We start from the raw sequence: 18,850 nt of genomic DNA, 5'->3' as shown, positions 1-18,850 counted from the left end.
GAGGGCGAGGAGGTGGGCATGCGAACCAGGGTGCGCGGCTGGCGCTGGCGGCGCAGTCCGCTGCGGCGCCGGTCGGATGTCGTCGAGGCGTGGACGCTGCTGGTGGTCGCCGTCCTCATCGTCGTGGGCGCTCCCCTGGCGGCGGTGGTGGCCGGCTCATGGGCGCACGGTGAGGCTCGGTCGGTGTCGGCGGAGCAGCGGGCCGAACGACATCGTGTCCGGGCCGAGGTGGTCGGTAGGAAGGGCGACCCGCTGCCGTCGGTGCAGGCGGGCGGGCAGCACCTATACCGGGCGACCGTGCGCTGGACGGAATCGGGCGGAGGCACGCGCACCAGCACGGTTCGGGTCCCCGCGGACACCCGGCGGGGCGAGACCGTGGATGTCTGGTTCGACCGGCAGGGGCGGAACGTGATGCCGCCGGTGGACGACACGGCCGTCTGGCAGCACACCCTCACCTTCGGTACCTGCGCCGCGGGCGGTGCGGTGCTCGTGGTGCTCCTCGGCCACTTCCTCGTCCGCCGGGTGGCGCTGCGCCGGCGCCTGGCCGAGTGGGACCGGGCATGGGCTCGCACGGAACCGCAGTGGACGCACCGCCGCGCATGACGCGGCAGCGTCCGGACGGCCGTACTCCCCCACGAACGCCAGGTGACCCGATCACCCGCGTCCGAGACGGCCTGCGGCACCCAGGCCCGTGATCACGCTCCCAGGCCCGTGACCAGGGCATCAACCGCTCCGATCGGGCAGCACTCCACAGGCGGACCCCCACAAGGCCCTGGCCGGTCCTCCGACCACCGCCGTAGTGTGATCACCCGCACCGCCCCGTAGTCGCTCCTCACCCAAGGTGGTCCCGCATGGCCCTGTTCGACCTTCCTCTCGATGAACTCCGCGCGTACCGCAGCGCGGCCACCGAGCCGGAGGACTTCGACGCGTTCTGGTCCGGGACGCTCCAGGAGGCGCGCCGGCACGACCTGGACGCCCGCTTCGAACCGGTCGACACGGGCCTGTCCACCGTGCAGGTGTTCGACGTGACGTACGCGGGCTTCGGCGGCCATCCGGTCAAGGGCTGGCTGATCCTGCCGGCCGGGGCGGACGGCCCGCTGCCGCTGGTCGTGGAGTTCGTCGGTTACGGCGGCGGGCGCGGCCTCCCGCACGAGCACCTGCTCTGGGCGTCCTCGGGCCGGGCGCACTTCGTGATGGACACCCGTGGGCAGGGCAGCGTCTGGGGCGGGGGCGGCGGCACGGCGGACCCGGTGGGCGGTGCGCCCGCGTACCCCGGTTTCATGACGCGCGGCATCGACGCCCCGGAGAACTACTACTACCGCCGCGTCTACACGGACGCGGTGCGTGCGGTGGAGGCGGCCCGCTCACACCCCCTCACCGACCCGGCGCGCACGGTGGCCGTCGGTACAAGCCAGGGCGGCGGCATCACGATCGCGGTCGGCGGCCTGGTCCCGGACCTGGCGGGCATCGCGCCGGACGTGCCGTTCCTGTGCGACTTCCCGCGCGCGACGACGATCACGGACCGGCAGCCGTACCGGGAGATCGGCCTCTACCTCAAGACGCACCGCGGCCGCTCCGAGGACGCCCTGCGCACGGTGTCGTACTTCGACGGCGTCCACTTCGCCGCCCGCGGCCGGGCCCCCGCACTCTTCTCGGCCGCGCTGGAGGACCAGACCTGCCCGCCCTCGACCGTCTTCGCGGCCTTCAACGCCTGGAGCCACGAGGACAAGACGATCGAGGTCTACGACTTCAACGACCACGAGGGCGGCGGGCCCTTCCAGGAGGCGGCCAAACTGCGCTGGATGCGCTCGTACATATGATCCGGCCGTTCCCACCCGACGGGCTTCCTCCCGGTCCGACCAGTCGGTACGTTCATCGCGCCCGGACCGCGACACTGCCGTCCGGGCGGAAGACCGTCGGTAAAGGTGGCTCATGTCCGGGAACGAGACACAGGTGCACGGTCACTGCGACCCGCCGTTCACCGCGGTACGCGGGGCGTTCGAGGAGAACTTCCGGGAGCGGGGCGAACTGGGCGCCGCGGTGGCCGTCACCGTCGGCGGCGTGACCGTGGTGGATCTGTGGGGCGGCTGGGCGGACGCGGCGCGCTCCCGGCCGTGGGAACGGGACACGCTGGTCAACGTGTGGTCCACGACCAAGGGCCCGGTGGCGCTGTGCGCGCACCTCCTCGCCGACCGGGGACTGCTGGACCTGGACGCGCCGGTGGCCGTGTACTGGCCCGAGTTCGCCGCGGCGGGCAAGGAGAAGGTTCTCGTCCGGCATCTGCTGTCCCACCGCGCCGGTCTGGCAGGCCTGCGGGAGCCGCACTCGCTGGAGCAGCTCTGCGACTGGGAGCTGACCACACAGCGGCTCGCGGCGACCGAACCGTGGTGGGAACCGGGCACCCGGTCCGGTTATCACGCGCTGACCTACGGCCATCTGGTCGGCGAGGTCGTCCGGCGGGTGTCGGGGCTGCGGCCGGGGGCTTTCCTCGCGCGGGAGGTGACGGGGCCGCTCGATGCCGACTTCCGCATCGGCCTGCCGGTGCGGGACTTCGGCCGGGCGGCCGAGCTGGTCCAGCCGGCGGTGACGGCGAGCAGCGAACAGGCAGCCGTCTTCGCCCAGTTGGCGCCCGCGGCGATCGCCGCGCTGACGAACCCGGCGGTGTCGGCCGCGGTGGCCGGCACACCCGAGTGGCGGGCCGCCGAGATCCCTGCGGCGAACGGGCACGGCACCGCGCGTGCGGTCGCGTCGCTGTACGGCGTCTTCGCGGGGCTCGGTTCCCACGGAGGGCATCGCCTGCTGTCCCGCGAGGGGGCCGAGCGGGTGCGCGAGGGGCAGGGCAGCTGCCGGGATCTGGTGCTCGGCGCCGGCTTCGAGCACAAGACGGAAGCGGGGCTCGGACTCTGGCTCAGCGGATCCGACGGCTCCTACGGACCCAACCCGCGTGCTTTCGGACACGACGGCTTCGGCGGCTCCTGCGGGCTCGCCGACCCCGAGGCGGGAGTGTCCCTCGGCTATGTGATGAACCGGATGGGCCCTCATATCGCCAACGACCCGCGGAAGACGGCCCTGGTCGACGCCCTGTACAGCGCGCTGTGAGGGCGGGCGCGGGCGGGCCGGTTTCGGCCGAACCACCCAGCCGCCCTTCCCAACTGGTTTAGACCAATGCTAGATCTGGTGGCGCACCGAGCCCGTACGGCTACCGCACGTCACCGACAGGAGGGGCGGCATGGCCCGCACCACCCCGCACGACCACCCGTCGGCCGAGGCAGAGCCCCTGTACCGGCGGATCGCGACGGACTTGCTCGGCGAACTGCGCGACGGCACCGTCCCGCCCGGTGAACGGCTGCCCGGGGAGCGACGACTGGCCGAACACTTCGGGGTCAGCCGGGAGACCGTACGGCAGGCGCTGGAGCTGCTCCGCCGCGACGGCCTCGTCGCCACCGACCGGCGCGGCAGCCACGCCACCCTGCCGGGCCTACCGGTCGAGACCCCGGCGTCGCTCACCTTCCCCGTCGGCGCCCGGGCCGCGACCCCGGGCACCGTCGCCCGGGCCACCGTCACCTGGGAAGCACCCCCGGCGGACCACGCCGAGGCCCTGGATCTGGCCCCCGGCCGCCCGACCCTGATCCACCGCTACCGGTGCGCGACCGCCGACGGACGCGGGCTGCGCACCGCGGTGACGTCGTTCTCCGCCGTGGCGCTCGCCGAGGTGGAGGAACTGTCTCGCTACCGCGACCGCGCCGACGGCTCCGCCGCCGCGCACCTGCGGCGGACCTACGACTGGATGCGCCGGGCCGGCCTGACCCTGCACCACCGCGATGCCATCACCCCCCTCGGGAGCACGCCGTCGGTGCGGGTCACCAGGCGGGTGCACGACCAGTACGACCGCCCCCTGGAGATCACCGACCTCGTGGTGGACGCCCAACAGGAGGCGCTGGTCTACGAGTTCACTCTGCCGGGCCGTGCACCGGCACCCCGGGGCGATCAGCGCCGGTCACCCGTTCGGCGGACTGCCGGCGCGGGTTCCGGGAAATGACGGAGATCATCGAGACACGGCACGGCTCCCCCACGCGACCCCGAGAGGATTCCCATGACCACGTTCACGACGTCCGACGGAACCGAGCTCTACTACAAGGACTGGGGTGAGGGGCAGCCCGTCGTGTTCAGCCACGGCTGGCCCCTCAACGCGGACACATGGGACGGGCAGGCCCGGCTGGTCGCCGAGCACGGCTTCCGGGCGATCGCCCACGACCGGCGCGGGCACGGCCGCTCGGGCCAGCCCTGGCACGGCAACCACATGGACCGCTACGCTGACGACCTGGCCGAGCTGATCGAGGCGCTGGACCTCAACGACGCGGTCCTGGTCGGCCATTCGACCGGCGGCGGGGAGGTGGCCCGCTACATCGGGCGGCACGGGACCGCACGGGTCGCGAAGGTCGTGCTGCTGGGTGCGGTGCCGCCGCTGATGCTGCGGACCGAGGCCAACCCGCAGGGCACACCGAAGGACGTCTTCGACGGGATCCGCGCCGGCGTCGCGGCCGACCGCGCGCGCTTCTACTGGGAGCTGAGCGAGAGCTTCTACGGCTTCAACCGGCCCGGCGCCACCGTGTCGGAGGGCGCACGGCGGACGTTTTGGATGTGGAGCATGCAGGCCGGACTGAAGGGAGCCTACGACTGCGTCGCACAGTTCTCCGAGACCGACTTCACCGAGGACCTGCGGCGCATCGACGTGCCGACGCTCGTCGCGCACGGGGACGACGACCAGATCGTGCCGATCGCCGCCTCGGCCCACCGGACGTCCCAGCTCGTGAAGGACGCGACGCTGAAGGTGTACCCGGGCGCCCCGCACGGCCTGGTCGGCGACTTCGAGAAGGCGTTCAACGACGATCTGCTGGACTTCCTGCGCGGCTGACGAGCACCTGTCGCGGGGGCGGCGTCGTAGCGGGGCCTACGGGGTGTCCGGCAGATGGGCCGTGACGAGCCGCACCCGCGGGCTCCCGTCCGGGCGCCGCCCGAACTCCTCCAGCGCCTGGAGCTCCACCCGGAAGCCGGCCGCGGCGAGTTCGCGCCGTACGTCCCCGAGGCGGAACGCGCGGTAGTACATGACGAACGGAGGCCGCCAGAGCGCGTTGCGCACCCGCATCACGGTGTCGAAGCCCAGCAGCGTCCAGTAGCCGAGGGAGGCCGGGCGGGGCGGGGCGACCAGCGGGAACGCGAAGCAGCCGCCCGGCCGCAGGACGGAGCGGACCTGCGTGAACAGTCCGGGCAGTTCGCGGGGCAGGAAGTGCCCGAAGGCCCCGAAGCTCACCACCAGGTCGAAGGCCGCCGCGAAGGGCAGGGCGCGCGCGTCGGCCCGGACCCAGGAGACCGGCGGACCCTGCGGCCCGATCCGCTCCCGTGCGACGTCGAGCATGCCCGCGCTGAAGTCGACGCCCGTGACCCGTTCCTCGCACAGTCGCGCGAGGACGCCGGCGCCCGCGCCGGTGCCGCAGCACAGGTCGAGCCCGGCGCCGAAGCGCCCCGTCCGCCGCAGGGCGGACCCGACGGCGTCGAGGACGGCGTCGGGAGTCCGGAACGGCGTGTGGTCGAACTTCGGCGCGAGGAGGTCGTAACCGTGCTCGACGGACGACAGCGCCTGGACGGCGAGCTCGCGCAGACGGGGTCCTTCGGGGCTGAACATCGGCTCAGCCTAGGCGAGCCCGCTGCCGCGGGGCGGTGAGGACGCGTTCGCACCAGCGGAGGTTCTCCTCCTCGAAGCCGATGCCTCGCATCAGGGTGAGGTACGGGCCGACACGGTCGGCCTCTCGCAGGTACTCCTCCTCGCCGCGGCCGGCCAGGAGGCGCTCGCGGACGCGGAGGTAGCGGGCGAGCTCGGCGCGGGCCCACGTGGCGCGCTCCTCGACCAGCGCACGCGTCGCCCCGGGGTCCGCGCCGTCCATCGCCTGGATCTTGATGCGGAGTTCGTCGCGGATGGCGGTCGGCCGCCGGGGCGGCGTGGCGGCGAAGGTGCGCAGGTCCTCGCGACCGGCCTCGGTCAGCGTGAACATGCGTTGGCCGGGCCGCCGTTCCTGGCGCACCACCCTGGCCTCGATCAGCCCGTCCTGTGCGAGGCGCTCCAGTTCCCGGTGGAGCTGCTGCGGGGTGCAGGCCCAGAAGTTGGCCAGCGACACGTCGAACACCTTGGTGCCTCGATCGACGCCGCCGAGGCGCTGCTGGCGCCGGACGTCGTCTTCACCAGCCCGGTGGTGTTCAAGCCGTACGCCGGAAAGGCGATCACGGCGGCGATCCCGCGCGCGGCGTCCGGGGTCTTCAAGAACTTCCGCTACGTGCGCGAGATCAACGACGCGAAAGGCCGCGACCACGCCCTGGTCTTCACCGCGCGGGTGGGCGACCGTGAGATCGACGGCTGCGACTTCATCCACGTCGACGACAACGGGCTCATCGACGAACTCACGGTGACGGTGCGCCCGTTGTCCGCGACCCAGGCGCTGGCGGCGGCCATGGGCGAGCAGTTCGAGCGGATCGCCGAGGCAGCGCGGACCCGCTCGCTCTGAGCGACAGGTCCTGCGACCTTTCCCACGTTCTCCCGGCGCCCGCGGCCGGTTCAGGGTTGGATGTCCCCATGACGTCCGCCGAGCACGACCGGCTGATGCGGGCCAACCAGGCGAACTGGGACGCCCGCACGCCCGTCCACCTCGCCAGCCGGTTCTACGGTCTCGACCAGGACCCCGATCCGGAGCGCTGGTTCGCCCCGTTCGAGTGGGAGGACCTCGGCGAGCTGGCCGGGCGTGATGTGCTGCATCTGCAGTGTCACCTCGGCACGGAGACGATCGCCTTCGCGCGGCGCGGCGCCCGGGCCGTCGGTCTCGACTTCTCCGAGGCATCCGTGGCGGCCGCCCAGGACATCGCGGCGAAGGCCGGCGCGGACGTGACGTACGTCCGGGCGAACGTGTACGACGCTGTCGAGGCCCTGGACGGGCGGCGGTTCGACGTCGTCTACACCGGCAAGGGCGCGCTGTGCTACCTCCCCGACCTGGACCGGTGGGCGGAGGTCATCGGCCGGCTCCTGCGCCCCGGCGGGCGGTTGTACGTCGTCGAGTTCCACCCGCTGCTCAACTCGCTCGGGCCGAAGCCCGCGCCGGACGAGGGCCCCGAGCTGCTGCTGCGCCACGACTACCTGGGCGGCGCGGGCCCGGTGCGCCGCGACGGGACCCACACCTACACGGACGGCCCGGCCGTCGAGGGCGCCACGGACAGTTACGAGTGGATGCACGGAATGGGCGAGGTCGTCAACGCGTTGACGGATGCGGGACTCGCCGTGCGGCGACTGCGGGAAGGCGACGAACTTCCCTGGCCCCGCTGGGCGCGGATGGTCCGTACGGAGTCCGGCTGGTGGCGGTTGCCCGAGCCGCGGATCCCGTTGCTGTACGGGCTGCTGGCCACCCGCTGAGGTAGCCCACCGAGGCGGACTGCCCATATCCACCGCCGTCGGTGGTACGCTCCGAGGAGCACTCGTGCACGCCCCTCCTCGTGGGCGCCGGTGCCGGTTCCTCACCTCTCTCCTTCATTTCCAGCGTCGTCGACGTGTTCCGTCGTATCCGAAGCGCTGTTTCCCGCCGCCCGGAGGCGTGCCACCGGCCCTCCCTCGCGGCCCTCTCCCCCCTTGCCTTCGCATGTCTCATGCCTGCCGTCCGTGAAAGGACACCCCCACCATGACCACCACACTCGAACAGCCGTCCGCGCGGCAGCAGTCCCCAGCCCGGACGGTGTCCGGCGTCCTCGACATCGACGCGAACGGAAGGGGACACCTGCGCCCCGAGAACTGCCTGCCCACACCCGCCGACGCCGCGGTCTCCCCCGCACTGATCCGCCGGTACGGCCTGCGCAAGGGCGACTTCGTCGAGGGCGTGCCCGGCGACCGGCGCGCCCTGACCGACGTCACACGGATCGACCACCGCACACCCGGGGACCTGCACGGCCGCCGCCACTTCCATGACCTGACGCCGCTGCACCCGCACGAACGCCTGCGGTTCGAGCACCCCGCCGCCGGACTGGCCGGACGCGTCGTCGACCTCATCGCGCCGGTCGGCAAAGGCCAGCGAGGACTTCTCGTGGCCCCGCCCAAGACCGGCAAGACCGTCCTTCTCCAGCAGATCGCGGCCGCCGTCAGCGGCAACCACCCCGAGTGCCGTCTGATGATGCTGCTGCTCGACGAGCGGCCCGAGGAAGTCACCGACATGCGGCGCTGCGTGCGGGGCGAGGTCTACGCCTCGACCTTCGACCGCAGCGCCGAACAGCACATCGCTCTCGCCGACCTGGTGATCGAGCGCGCCAAACGGCTCGTCGAGGCCGGCGAGGACGTCGTCGTCCTCCTCGACTCCCTGACCCGGCTGTGCCGGGCCCACAACAACGCGGCCGCGTCCGGCGGCCGCATCCTCACCGGGGGTGTCGACGCGTCCGCCCTGACCGGCCCCAAGCGGTTCTTCGGTGCCGCGCGGTCGGCCGAGGAGGGCGGTTCGCTCACGATCCTCGCGACCGCTCTGGTGGAGACCGGCTCCCGGGCCGACGACTTCTACTTCGAGGAACTGAAGAGCACCGGCAACATGGAACTCCGCCTGAGCCGGGACCCGGCGTCCCGACGTGTGTTCCCGGCCGTCGACATCACCCCCTCCGGCACCCGCCGGGAGGAACTCCTGCTGCGCCCAGCCGAGTTGACGGCCGTCCACGGGCTGCGGCGCGTGCTGCAGGGCCGCGACGGGCAGGGTGGCCTGGAGACCCTCCTGGAGCGCATGCGCGAGACGCCGGACAACGCGACGTTCCTGCGGCGCGTCCGGCCGACCCTGCCCTCGGCCTGACGGGACCCCCGGGGAGCCGGCGAGCAGTCGAGGACGCGTCCGTCCACGGTGCCGAGGGCGGGTCGATCCGGGCCGTGGCGCGGTCACCGAGGACGCGACGGACGGGCGGAGAGCCGGGCACGATCATCCATCCGGGTGCTGGCGCGGGGAACGCGGCCCCGTCGACACCGCGGGAAGCATGTCCGTTTTCTACGTTGATCATATGATCAACGGATTCTCTTCCCGGGTGGCCGTGTCGGCCGGTGCGCTCTGCGTGGCAGGGCTCCTGGCGCTGATGCCCACGGCGGCGGCCGATCCCGGCGGGGCCGAGCCCACTCCGCCGGGCGGGCCGAGGGCCGCGGCCCCACACCCCTCGCTGCTGTACCGAGCCGGCACCCAGGTCCGTCCGCGCGCCGGAGCGCCCCGTGTCCCGCAGCTCTCCGCCCTCTCCTGGCTGGTGGCCGACGCCCGCACCGGCGAGGTGCTGGCCGCCCACAACGCCCATCGCAAGCTGCCCCCGGCGAGCACCCTGAAAACCCTGTTCGCCCTCACCGTGCTGCCCGGGCTGCCGGCGGGCATCCGCCACACGGTCCGGGAGCGGGAGCTGCGGGGCATCGGTGCCGGCAGCAGCCTGGTCGGTGTCGCCGAGGGCCGTACGTACCGGATCGGCGACCTGTGGCGCGGTGTCTTCCTCAACTCGGGCAACGACGCCGTGCACGTCCTGGCCGAGCTCAACGGCGGCTGGCGGCTCACCGCCGAGAGGATGCAGGCCAAGGCCCTGTCCCTCGGCGCCTTCGACACCCACGTGGTCTCACCCGACGGCTACGACGCACCGGGCCAGGTGTCGTCGGCGTACGACCTGGCGGTCTTCGGCCGGGCCGGGCTGCGCAACCCCGACTTCGCCCGCTACTGCGCCACGGTCGAGGCCAGGTTCCCCGGCGGCGCCAGCTGGTCGTACCCGATCCGCAACACCAACCGGCTGCTGAGCGGCGACCGGGGCGTGAAACCGTACCGCGGGCTGATCGGCATCAAGAACGGATACACCAGCAAGGCCGGCAGCACGCTCGTGGCCGCGGCGCGGCGGGACGGGCGCACCCTGATCGTGACGGTGATGAACCCTCAGGAGGGCGGCGGCTCCACCGTGTACGAGGAGGCGCGCTCGCTGCTCGACTGGGGCTTCACGTCGTCCGGGAAGGTCCGGGCGGTGGGCTCGCTCGGCGCGCCGCCGACCCCGGCCAGGCCGGCGACGCCGCCGCCCGCCGTCGCGGCGGCCGTCCCGGAGGAACCCGATTTCGCCTGGACGGAGGCGGGGCTGATCGCGGGTGCCGCCGGCACGGGCGCGGCCGTCGTGGTACTGGTGCTGCGGCTTCCGGTCCGCAGACCCGGTCGGGACTGACCCACCGGCAGCCACAGCAGCAACCCCAGGGTGATCCAGGCGTAGGTGTTGCCGCCCAGGAACCCGTCGACACCGGACGCGTCGTCGAACCACAGCCACACGACGCTGGTGCACAGCACCGCGTACAGGACGCCCGCGACCCGGAGGCGCCCCGCGCGGACCAGCACCGCGAAGGACGGCAGCAGCCACACGAGATGGTGCACCCAGGTGATCGGGCTGACGAGACAGGCGGCGAGGCCGGTCAGGGCGAACGCAGCCGTCCAGTCCGCCACGGCGACCGCCCGGCGCGTCCGCAGCGCCCACACCCCGAGGACCAGCAGGACCGCGACCGCCCACACCGCGCGGTCCGGTTCGCCGAGCCGGGCCAGGATGCCCTGCACCGACTGGTTCGAGACGTAGCCGAGACGTCCGACGCGGTCGGTGTCCCACAGCGCCTCGGTCCAGTAGAAGCGCGAGGCCTCCGGGGCCACCCCCGCCGCCACCGCCGTCGCCGCGAGGGCGACCGCGGTGGCGACAGCGGCCCCGCGCCACTGTCGGGCCACCAGGAGCAGGCCGATGAACAGGGCGGGCGTGAGCTTGACCGCCGCCGCGAGCCCGATGCCGGCACCCGCCAGGCGTCCGCGCCCGGTGGCGAGCAGCGTCGCGTCGACGAGGACGAGGGCCAGGAGCGGAAGGTTGACCTGGCCGAAGCTGACGGTGTCGCGAAGCGGTTCGAAAAGGGCGAGCAGACAGGCGATCAGGGCCCAGCCGAACCAGCCGGGGCGCCGCCGGTCCGATCCGGCGAGCAGGCACAGGATCACGGCCAGGGCGGCCAGGTTGAGCAGCAGGGTGACGGCGATCGCGGCGTGGGGGCCGAGCAGGGCCATCGGCAGCATGGCGACCGCGGCGAACGGCGGGTAGGTGAAGCCGTACGGCGTGCCGGGCACCCGGTAGTCGTAGAGGCGGCCGCCGTGGTGGACCCAGGCGTCGATGCTGCCGTAGTAGACGCGCAGGTCGAACCAGTCGCGCAGCAGGGGCACGGTCGCGGTGAAGGCGGTCACCAGCGTGGCGAGGGCGAGCACCAGCAGCAGCCGGCCCCGGTCGGTGCGCGGCAGGGCCGGGGTCATGCCGGGCGTCCCGGCACCGGGGCGAGCTCGGCCTGGTGGGCCTGCCACAGCACGACGACCGCGAGGGCGCCGCCGGAGACGGCGAGCACGAGCTGCCCCGTGTCCGCCGGGCCTCCGCTGGGCAGGACGCACAGTGCGAGCACCCCGGTCACCGCCGCCATACGATGGCGTACGGACGTACTGGGCGTGGCGGCGGCGATGAGGAACAGGCCCCACAGCGCGTACCAGGGGCGGATCGCCGGGCCGAGCGCGGCCACCGCCGCCAGGGACAGGCCGAGCGCGTACACCGGCCGGGGGCGCAGCCGCAGCCAGGTCAGCACGATCACGACCGCGGCGGCCACGATGCCCAGCGCGTGCCAGGCGGGGACGGCCAGGGGCGCGAGATCGCTGCCCAGATGTTCCAGCAGGGCCCGGGTGGCGCGGCCGAGGAGCGTGGTCAGGGCCCAGTTCTGGGGCGAGACAGGGGTGTTGAGGGCGCCGACCCAGCCGTATCCGGTGCCGGCCGCGGCCGTCGCGGCGACGGTGGTCGCCGCTGCCGCGGCCGTGGTGGTCACGAGGGCCTTGGCCGGGCCGCGGCCCGCGCGGACCTGAAGGACGACGACGGCGGCGAGTCCGAGCACGGCGGGCGCCTTGACCAGGGCGGCGAGGGTGACGAGGACGGCTCCGAGAACCGGCCACCGGCCGAGCGCCGCCACCAGGCCGACACCGAGCAGACCCAGCATGACGGCGTCGTTGTGGGCGCCCGCGATCAGATGCAGCACAACGAGCGGGTTGAGGGCGCCGAGCCACAGCGCGGCGGACGGGTCGGCACCGTTGTGCCGCGCGAGGCGGGGCAGCGCGGCCGCCATCAAGGCCACGCCGGCGAGGGCGACGAGCCGCATGCCGAACACTCCGGCGGGCAGTTCGCCGCGGGTCGGACCCGACAGCGCCGCCGCGACGGCGAGGAACACCGGGCCGTACGGGGCGCCGGTGTGCCGCCACAGCGGGGCGACCTCGTCGGCGAGCGGACCGCCGAGGCGGGACGGCCCGTGCACGTACACGTCCATGTGCGCCTCGACCATCGCGCCCTGGGCGAGGTAGCTGTAGACGTCCCGGCTGAACAGCGGCGGGGCGAGCAGCAGCGGGGCCGCCCAGGTGGCGAGGACGAGCAGCAGGGCGCGGGGAGCGGGTGGTCCGGGACCGCGGACCACCCGGCCCAGCAGCGCCCAGGCCGCGATCAGCAGGACGACGCCGAAGTACACCCCGACCAGTCCGAGGGCGGCGTGAACGGAAGCCGGGTGGAGGAGGTCCGCCACGGGCAGGGCACCGGCCGTCTCACCGCCCAGGGCGAGGCAGGCGGTACCGGCCAGACCGAGTATCTGGCAGCGGCGGAGATCGACGGGAAAAGCCATGGCCAACACTCGGTCAGCGTGTCAACGGCGGATGGCCGGAAGGGGACGCTCCGCTCTCCGCGGGGCGGCCTGCTCGTGACCGGCCGGTGATCGCCGGCCGATGAGTTCCCGCCGCGGCGAGAGTCCCACCGGCATCAGCGCACCGATGAACGGACGGGCTCCTGATGACCGGCGACTCGGCCTACGCGAAGCTCAACGGCCTGGAGAGGCACGCCGCCGAGATGCGGGCCTGATCCCCGGCGCCCGGCTGACGGTCCTCCCGGACACACCCACATGACGCTCATGGGGCGCACGGACCCGTCGCTGCCCGCACGGGAGGAGTTCCTCGGCTGAGAGCCCCCGGGCGGGGTGGCACCGGCGGTCAGAAGACCGACAGCCCGGTCAGGGTCGTGAAGCGGTCGAGCGCCGCCACGCCCGCCACCGAGTTGCCCCGCTCGTCCAGGCCCGGGCTCCACACGCACAGGGTGCAGCGGCCCGGGACGACCGCGATGATGCCGCCTCCCACGCCGCTCTTGCCGGGCAGGCCCACGCGGTAGGCGAAGTCGCCGGCCGCGTCGTACGTGCCGCAGGTCAGCATGATCGCGTTGATCTGTTTGGCCTGGCTGCGCGAGAGCAGGCGGGTGCCGTCGGCGCGGATGCCGTGCCGGGCGAGAAAGCTCGTGGCGAGGGCGAGGTCGGCGCAGGAGGCGGCGATGGAGCACTGGCGGAAGTACTGCTCGAGGAGTGTGGGCACGGGGTTGTCGATGTTGCCGTACGACGCCATGAAGTGGCCGAGCGCGGCGTTGCGGTCGCCGTGGGCGGACTCGGAGGCGGCGACCTCCTTGTCGAAGGTCAGGTCCGGATTGCCGCTCTCGGTCCGCAGGAACGCCAGCAGTTCACCCGAGGCGTCGCCGGTCCGGGTGTGCAGCCGGTCGGTGACGACGAGGGCACCGGCGTTGATGAACGGGTTGCGCGGGATGCCGTTCTCGTACTCCAGCTGCACCAGGGAGTTGAAGGGGTTGCCGGAGGGCTCGCGGCCCACGTGCTCCCACAGGGCGTCGCCCTCACGGGCCAAGTCGAGGGCCAGGGTGAAGACCTTGGTGAGGGACTGCGCGGAGAAGGGCTGCCGCCAGTCCCCCACCCCGTACACGGTGCCGTCGAGGTCGGCGACGGCCATGCCGAAGCGCCGCGGGTCGCAGGCGGCGAGCGCCGGGATGTAGTCGGCGGGCCGGCCGCGGCCGGGGGTTCGCTCGATCTCCTCGGCGATGCGCTCCAGGACCGGCTGGAAGGTCGTCGACGAAGTCATGATCACCATTGTCCCTCCGCCGGTCCCGGTGCGCTTCGGCAGGTCAGGCCGGAGTCCGGCCGCTGCCCGCCAGGACCTCGGGTCGCAGCAGGCCGGCGAGTGTCTCGGCGGGCAGCAGGCCCTTCTCCAGGACCAGTTCGGCCACGCCCCGGCCGGTGGCCAGGGCCTCCTTGGCGATGTCGGTGGCGGCCGTGTAGCCGATGTGCGGGTTGAGGGCGGTCACCAGGCCGATGGAGTTCTCGACGCTGGTGCGCAGCGCCTCGGTGTTGGCGGTGATGCCGGACACGCAGCGCTCGGCCAGGGTCACGCACGCGTTGCGCAGGTGCGTGATGGACTCCGACAGGGAGTGCAGGATGATCGGCTCGAAGGCGTTGAGCTGGAGCTGTCCGGCCTCGGCGGCCATGGTGATGGTGACGTCGTTGCCGATCACCTCGAAGGCGACCTGGTTGACGACCTCGGGTATGACCGGGTTGACCTTGCCGGGCATGATGGACGAACCGGCCTGCACGGGCGGCAGGTTGATCTCGCCCAGGCCGGCGCGCGGGCCGGAGGACAGCAGCCGCAGGTCGTTGCAGCTCTTGGACAGCTTCACGGCGACGCGCTTGAGCACGCCCGACATCTGCACGAAGGCACCGCAGTCCTGGGTCGCCTCGACCAGGTTGGCCGCCGTGACCAGGGGCAGCCCGGTGATGGCCGCGAGGTGGCGGCGGGCGGCCTCGGCGTATCCGGCGGGGGCGTTGAGCCCGGTGCCGATCGCGGTCGCGCCCAGGTTGATCTCGTGGATCAACTGGACGGCCTCGGCAAGGCGGGACCGGTCCTCGTCCAGCATGACGGCATAGGCCGAGAACTCCTGCCCCAGCGTCATGGGCACGGCGTCCTGCAACTGGGTACGGCCCATCTTGAGCACGTCGTGGAACTCGACGGCCTTGTGCGCGAACGTGTCCTGGAGGAGGGACATCGCGTCGAGCAGCCCGCGCACCGCGAACACCGTCGCGATCTTGACGGCGGTCGGGTAGACGTCGTTGGTGGACTGGCCGAGGTTGACGTCCTCGTTCGGGTGCAGGAACCCGTACTCGCCCTTGGCGTGGCCCAGCAGTTCCAGCGCCCGGTTCGCCACGACCTCGTTGGCGTTCATGTTGGTGGAGGTGCCGGCGCCGCCTTGGACGACGTCCACGACGAACTGGTCGTGCAGCTTGCCGTCGCGGATCTCGCGGCAGGCCTCGACGATGGCGGCGGCCTTCTTCGGGTCCAGCAGGCCGAGTTCCTCGTTGGCGAGGGCGGCTGCCTCCTTGACGGCGGCGAGGGCGTCGATCAGGTGCGGGTAGGCGGAGATGGGCATGCCCGTGATGGGGAAGTTCTCCGTGGCCCGCAGGGTGTGCACACCCCAGTACGCCTCGGCGGGAACGTCACGGTCGCCGAGCAGGTCGTGCTCGGAGCGGGTGGCGGCGGTCATGGCGGTGAGGGTCCTCTTTCGGAGGTGAGTGAGGGTGGGTGTGCGCCTCTTCAGGGGCGCGGGGAACTGCGCGGTCGGCCACAGGGGACCTGCGGCCACCGGACGGGGGGAACCCGGCACATCGTCAGGCGCGGGCAGCACCGGCAAGCGGCTCCAGCGAACGAACGGGCCGCACCCGCCCGACCTCCCGGCCACCGCCCAGCAGCGGTTCGCCGCGGAACTCGGTGAGCAGCCCCGGGTCGACCCCGGCCCGCGCCAACGCGGCGGCGGCCACCGGCACCCGTGCCCGGTTCGCGCCGTCGGCGATCTTCACGGCGACGGCCCGCCCGTCGGGCAGGGCGGCGACCTGGACGCCCTCGAAGCCGTCCTTGGCGAGCAGCCCCGGCACGGCACGCATCAGCGCGGCGACGTCCCGGCCGGAGCCGGACGCCATCTCGGCGTGCTCACGCATCGCGTCGGCGACCCGGGCCTCCGGTGTGCCAGGGGCGGCGGTGACGATCCGGGCGGTGGCCCGGGCCAGGCCGTGCAGGGAGAGGGAGAACAGGGGCGCCCCGCAGCCGTCGACGGTGACCCGGGCGATGCGCTGCCCGGTGAGGTCCTCGACGATCTCGGCGATGGCCTGCTGGAGCGGGTGACCGGGGTCGAGGTAGTTCTCCAGGGGCCAGCCGTTGAGGGTGCAGGTGTAGAGCATGGCGGCGTGCTTGCCGGAGCAGTTCTGGGCGAGCCGTGAGGGCAGCCGGCCCTCGCGCACCCAGGCGTCCCGTACGACCGGGTCGAACGGCAGGTCGGGGACGTTGCGCAGGTGGTCCTCGGTGAGCCCGGCGAGTTCGAGGATGCGCCGGGTGCCGGCGAGGTGGCGTTCCTCTCCGGAGTGGCTGGCCGCCGTCAGGGACAGGAGCTCGCCGTCCAGCGGCAGCCCCGCCCGGGCCATGGCCACGGCCTGGACGGGCTTGATCGCGGAACGGGGGTAGAAGGCGGCCTCGATGTCTCCGATCTGGAGCGCGACCCCTCCGTCGGCGTCGAGGACGACAACGGAGCCGTAGTGGATGCCTTCGACGATTCCGCCGCGGATGAGGTGGGCGACGGGGGCGTGGACGGGTTCACGGACAAGGGGTGCGTCCGCGAGGGAACTGCTGAACATCACTGCCTGCTTCTCTGGGAGCGGCGCGTTCCTCACGCGTCGGCTCCGGTGGTGGACTTGCGCGCGATCCGGCCGCGGATGGCGAACCAGCCGGCGACCAGGGCCCCGACGATCAGCGGCAGGCACAGCACGGTGGTGCGTCCCGCGCCGCCGTCGGCGTACATGAGGACCAGGACGGAGGCGAGGAACGCCAGCGTCACGATCTCGGTCCAGGGGGAGCCCGGCAGCCGGTAGCCCGGGCGGGTCAGCTCGCCCCTCTGGGTCTTCTGCCAGAAGAGGAGGTGACAGATCATGATCATGCCCCAGGTGGCGAGGATGCCGATGGCGGCGAAGTTCAGCACGATCTCGAACGCCTCGGCGGGCACGACGAAGTTGAGGCCGACGCCCAGGACGCAGATGCCGCTGGTGAGCAGGATGCCGCCGTAGGGGACCTGGCTGCGGCTCATCACCGAGGTGAACCTGGGCGCGGATCCGGCCATGGCCATGGAGCGCAGGATGCGGCCGGTGGAGTACAGGCCGGAGTTGAGGGAGGACATCGCGGCGGTGAGGACGACCAGGTTCATCACGCCGCCGGCCGCCGGGACGCCGATGTTGGACAGCACCGTCACAAAGGGGCTCTCGCCGGCGGTGTACTTGTTCCAGGGCAGCAGCATCGACAGCAGCACGACCGAGCCGACGTAGAACACGGCGACGCGCCACATGATCGAGTTGATCGCCTTCGGCATGATCTTCTCGGGGTTCTCGGTCTCGCCGGCCGCGACGCCGACCAGCTCGACGGAGGCGTAGGCGAAGACGACGCCCTGGATGATCAGCAGCATGGGCAGCAGGCCGTGCGGGAAGACGCCGCCGCTGTCGCCGATCAGGGACGGGCCCGGGGTGTGGCCGTCGACGGGGTGCTGGGTGACCAGCAGGAAGATGCCGATGCACATGAAGACGACCAGTGCGCCGACCTTGACGATGGCGAACCAGAACTCCAGCTCACCGAAGATCTTCACCGAGATCAGGTTCACGGTGAGCACCACGGCCAGGGCGATCAGCGCGATGACCCACTGGGGTATGTCGGAGAACATGCCCCAGTAGTGGGTGTAGGTGGCCACCGCGGTGATGTCGGCGATGCCGGTGGTGGCCCAGTTGAGGAAGTACATCCAGCCGGCGGTGTAGGCGCCCTTCTCCCCCATGAACTCGCGGGCGTAGGAGACGAACGCGCCGGAGGAGGGCCGGTAGAGCACGAGTTCGCCGAGGGCGCGCACGACGAGGAAGGCGAAGAGGCCGCAGACCGCGTAGGCGATGAAGAGGGAGGGACCGGCTTCGGCGAGACGGCCCCCCGCGCCGAGGAAGAGGCCGGTGCCGATGGCGCCGCCGATGGCGATCATGTTGACGTGCCGGGACTTCAGGGACTTGCTGTAGCCCGCGTCTCCGGCATCGACATGGGTGGAACGTTTCTGCACATCGTCGTGCAGGGACTGCTCGCTCACGCCTCGGTTCCGCCTTCCGTGGGGGTGTCCGTGTGCGACGAACGCACGATGTCGGTGAGGGTCGTCTCGACGCGGTCGAGGTGGTGGGCCATGGCCTCCACCGCGTCGTTCTCGGAACCGTCGACCAGGGCCTCGACGATCGCCCGGTGCTCGCGGTTGGACTGCTCGCGGCGGCCGCCCAGCTCGTTGAGGAAGGCGGACTGGCGGGCCAGCGCGTCCCGGATCTCCTCGATGACCCGGCGGAAGACCGGGTTCTGGGCGGCCTCGGCGACGGCGAGGTGGAACAGCGTGTCCATGGCGACCCACGCGGTGGTGTCCGTCTCCCGCTCCATCCGGTCCAGCAGGTGGGCGAGATGGTCGAGGTTCTCCGGGGTGCGGCGCCGGGCCGCGTACCCGGCGACCGGGATCTCGACGTGACGGCGCACCTCCAGCAGGTCGCTGGCCGCGTAGTCACCGAAGGTGGGGTCCTCGACGGTGCTGGCCACCACGAAGGTGCCCTTGCCGGTCCGTGACACGGTCAGCCCCATCGTCTGCAGCGCCCGCAGTGCCTCGCGCAGCACGGGCCGGGAGACCTCGAGGATGCGGCACAGCTCCGCCTCGGAGGGAAGCTTGTCGCCGATGGCGTACTCGCCCCGTTCGATGGCGCCGCGCAGATGCGCCAGCACCGCTTCCATGGCGCTCACGCGCCGCACGGGCTGTCCGGCTGTCCGGCTGTCTGACAGGTTCACGGGAGTGATCCTGGGGGGCGGGAAAGGCCGCTGTCAAG

Annotated in this window: 16 protein-coding genes and 2 pseudogenes; 9 read left to right on the top strand and 9 right to left on the bottom strand. The window is 72.5% G+C overall.

Going from position 1 to position 18,850, the window contains the following annotated elements; genetic code table 11:
- Positions 1 to 18 precede the first annotated feature (18 nt).
- The 5 genes from ACIQHQ_RS27300 (at position 19) to ACIQHQ_RS27280 (ending at position 4,915) form a co-directional block, all read left to right on the top strand.
- Entirely contained in the window at positions 19 to 603 is a 585-nt protein-coding gene (locus ACIQHQ_RS27300; protein ID WP_402616306.1) for a hypothetical protein, read from the top strand.
- A gap of 248 nt (positions 604 to 851) precedes the next feature.
- On the top strand, positions 852 to 1,820 hold the full coding sequence (locus ACIQHQ_RS27295; RefSeq protein WP_402616304.1) for an acetylxylan esterase: 969 nt from the start codon (positions 852 to 854) through the stop codon (positions 1,818 to 1,820).
- 112 nt (positions 1,821 to 1,932) lie between these two features.
- Positions 1,933 to 3,099 carry a serine hydrolase domain-containing protein gene (locus ACIQHQ_RS27290; protein ID WP_402616301.1) on the top strand — a complete coding sequence of 389 codons (1,167 nt, stop codon included), beginning with the start codon at positions 1,933 to 1,935 and terminating at the stop codon, positions 3,097 to 3,099.
- Positions 3,100 to 3,229: 130 nt separating this feature from the next.
- On the top strand, positions 3,230 to 4,039 hold the full coding sequence (locus ACIQHQ_RS27285) for a GntR family transcriptional regulator (RefSeq protein WP_402616298.1): 810 nt from the start codon (positions 3,230 to 3,232) through the stop codon (positions 4,037 to 4,039).
- A gap of 54 nt (positions 4,040 to 4,093) precedes the next feature.
- Complete coding sequence (locus ACIQHQ_RS27280) at positions 4,094 to 4,915, top strand: alpha/beta fold hydrolase (RefSeq protein WP_402616295.1); 822 nt, start codon at positions 4,094 to 4,096, stop codon at positions 4,913 to 4,915.
- 36 nt (positions 4,916 to 4,951) lie between these two features.
- Here ACIQHQ_RS27280 and ACIQHQ_RS27275 read toward each other — a convergent pair whose 3' ends face one another.
- Together ACIQHQ_RS27275 and ACIQHQ_RS27270 are read right to left on the bottom strand one after the other, a co-directional pair.
- On the bottom strand, positions 4,952 to 5,683 hold the full coding sequence (locus ACIQHQ_RS27275) for a class I SAM-dependent methyltransferase (protein WP_402616292.1): 732 nt from the start codon (positions 5,681 to 5,683) through the stop codon (positions 4,952 to 4,954).
- Positions 5,684 to 5,687: 4 nt separating this feature from the next.
- A pseudogene (locus ACIQHQ_RS27270) lies at positions 5,688 to 6,188 on the bottom strand (PadR family transcriptional regulator); the annotation flags it as partial.
- Between the two features lie 6 nt (positions 6,189 to 6,194).
- Here ACIQHQ_RS27270 and ACIQHQ_RS27265 point away from each other — a divergent pair.
- The 4 genes and pseudogenes from ACIQHQ_RS27265 to ACIQHQ_RS27250 all read left to right on the top strand — a co-directional run.
- Complete coding sequence (locus tag ACIQHQ_RS27265; RefSeq protein WP_402616782.1) at positions 6,195 to 6,557, top strand: nuclear transport factor 2 family protein; 363 nt, start codon at positions 6,195 to 6,197, stop codon at positions 6,555 to 6,557.
- A gap of 68 nt (positions 6,558 to 6,625) precedes the next feature.
- A complete protein-coding gene (locus ACIQHQ_RS27260) occupies positions 6,626 to 7,453 on the top strand; it encodes a class I SAM-dependent methyltransferase (protein WP_402616290.1) in 828 nt (275 codons plus the stop codon).
- A gap of 262 nt (positions 7,454 to 7,715) precedes the next feature.
- On the top strand, positions 7,716 to 8,858 hold the full coding sequence (gene rho, locus ACIQHQ_RS27255; RefSeq protein WP_402616287.1) for a transcription termination factor Rho: 1,143 nt from the start codon (positions 7,716 to 7,718) through the stop codon (positions 8,856 to 8,858).
- A gap of 178 nt (positions 8,859 to 9,036) precedes the next feature.
- A pseudogene (locus ACIQHQ_RS27250) lies at positions 9,037 to 9,897 on the top strand (D-alanyl-D-alanine carboxypeptidase family protein); the annotation flags it as partial.
- Between the two features lie 59 nt (positions 9,898 to 9,956).
- On the opposite strand, the gene ACIQHQ_RS27245 reads toward ACIQHQ_RS27250, so the two are convergent.
- From ACIQHQ_RS27245 to ACIQHQ_RS27215, 7 genes are all read right to left on the bottom strand, one after another.
- A complete protein-coding gene (locus ACIQHQ_RS27245; protein WP_402616284.1) occupies positions 9,957 to 11,339 on the bottom strand; it encodes a glycosyltransferase 87 family protein in 1,383 nt (460 codons plus the stop codon).
- Entirely contained in the window at positions 11,336 to 12,730 is a 1,395-nt protein-coding gene (gene mptB, locus ACIQHQ_RS27240; protein ID WP_402616281.1) for a polyprenol phosphomannose-dependent alpha 1,6 mannosyltransferase MptB, read from the bottom strand. Before mptB ends, ACIQHQ_RS27245 begins: the two co-directional genes overlap by 4 nt.
- Positions 12,731 to 13,091: 361 nt before the next feature.
- The gene (locus ACIQHQ_RS27235; RefSeq protein WP_402616278.1) at positions 13,092 to 14,024 is read right to left on the bottom strand and encodes a glutaminase; all 933 of its coding nucleotides are present in this window, start codon (positions 14,022 to 14,024) and stop codon (positions 13,092 to 13,094) included.
- A 34-nt stretch (positions 14,025 to 14,058) separates the two neighbouring features.
- On the bottom strand, positions 14,059 to 15,468 hold the full coding sequence (aspA, locus tag ACIQHQ_RS27230; RefSeq protein WP_402616275.1) for an aspartate ammonia-lyase: 1,410 nt from the start codon (positions 15,466 to 15,468) through the stop codon (positions 14,059 to 14,061).
- Positions 15,469 to 15,592: 124 nt separating this feature from the next.
- Entirely contained in the window at positions 15,593 to 16,609 is a 1,017-nt protein-coding gene (locus ACIQHQ_RS27225) for an asparaginase (RefSeq protein ID WP_402616272.1), read from the bottom strand.
- Between the two features lie 32 nt (positions 16,610 to 16,641).
- Positions 16,642 to 18,084, bottom strand: a complete 1,443-nt coding sequence (locus ACIQHQ_RS27220; RefSeq protein WP_402616270.1) for an amino acid permease — start codon at positions 18,082 to 18,084, stop codon at positions 16,642 to 16,644.
- Positions 18,081 to 18,758 (bottom strand): FadR/GntR family transcriptional regulator, encoded by a 678-nt coding sequence (locus tag ACIQHQ_RS27215; protein WP_402616779.1) that lies wholly within the window; start codon positions 18,756 to 18,758, stop codon positions 18,081 to 18,083. The genes ACIQHQ_RS27220 and ACIQHQ_RS27215 overlap by 4 nt, the downstream gene beginning before the upstream one ends.
- Positions 18,759 to 18,850: the final 92 nt, after the last annotated feature.

The sequence above is a fragment of the Streptomyces sp. NPDC092370 genome (genome assembly GCF_044755265.1).
In the GTDB taxonomy this organism is placed as follows: domain Bacteria; phylum Actinomycetota; class Actinomycetes; order Streptomycetales; family Streptomycetaceae; genus Streptomyces.
Note: the sequence above shows the minus strand (reverse complement) of the source record. Positions and strands in the feature narration are given on the sequence as shown.

Bases quoted from the DNA above. Each gene is read 5' to 3' on its own strand.
- ACIQHQ_RS27275 (WP_402616292.1), bottom strand. From the start codon at position 5,683: ATGTTCAGCCCCGAAGGACCCCGTCTGCGCGAGCTCGCCGTCCAGGCG.
- ACIQHQ_RS27245 (WP_402616284.1), bottom strand. From the start codon at position 11,339: ATGACCCCGGCCCTGCCGCGCACCGACCGGGGCCGGCTGCTGCTGGTG.
- mptB (WP_402616281.1), bottom strand. From the start codon at position 12,730: ATGGCTTTTCCCGTCGATCTCCGCCGCTGCCAGATACTCGGTCTGGCC.
- ACIQHQ_RS27235 (WP_402616278.1), bottom strand. From the start codon at position 14,024: ATGGTGATCATGACTTCGTCGACGACCTTCCAGCCGGTCCTGGAGCGC.
- rho (WP_402616287.1), top strand. From the start codon at position 7,716: ATGACCACCACACTCGAACAGCCGTCCGCGCGGCAGCAGTCCCCAGCC.
- ACIQHQ_RS27290 (WP_402616301.1), top strand. From the start codon at position 1,933: ATGTCCGGGAACGAGACACAGGTGCACGGTCACTGCGACCCGCCGTTC.
- ACIQHQ_RS27215 (WP_402616779.1), bottom strand. From the start codon at position 18,758: ATGGAAGCGGTGCTGGCGCATCTGCGCGGCGCCATCGAACGGGGCGAG.
- aspA (WP_402616275.1), bottom strand. From the start codon at position 15,468: ATGACCGCCGCCACCCGCTCCGAGCACGACCTGCTCGGCGACCGTGAC.
- ACIQHQ_RS27225 (WP_402616272.1), bottom strand. From the start codon at position 16,609: ATGTTCAGCAGTTCCCTCGCGGACGCACCCCTTGTCCGTGAACCCGTC.
- ACIQHQ_RS27285 (WP_402616298.1), top strand. From the start codon at position 3,230: ATGGCCCGCACCACCCCGCACGACCACCCGTCGGCCGAGGCAGAGCCC.
- ACIQHQ_RS27300 (WP_402616306.1), top strand. From the start codon at position 19: ATGCGAACCAGGGTGCGCGGCTGGCGCTGGCGGCGCAGTCCGCTGCGG.
- ACIQHQ_RS27295 (WP_402616304.1), top strand. From the start codon at position 852: ATGGCCCTGTTCGACCTTCCTCTCGATGAACTCCGCGCGTACCGCAGC.
- ACIQHQ_RS27260 (WP_402616290.1), top strand. From the start codon at position 6,626: ATGACGTCCGCCGAGCACGACCGGCTGATGCGGGCCAACCAGGCGAAC.
- ACIQHQ_RS27280 (WP_402616295.1), top strand. From the start codon at position 4,094: ATGACCACGTTCACGACGTCCGACGGAACCGAGCTCTACTACAAGGAC.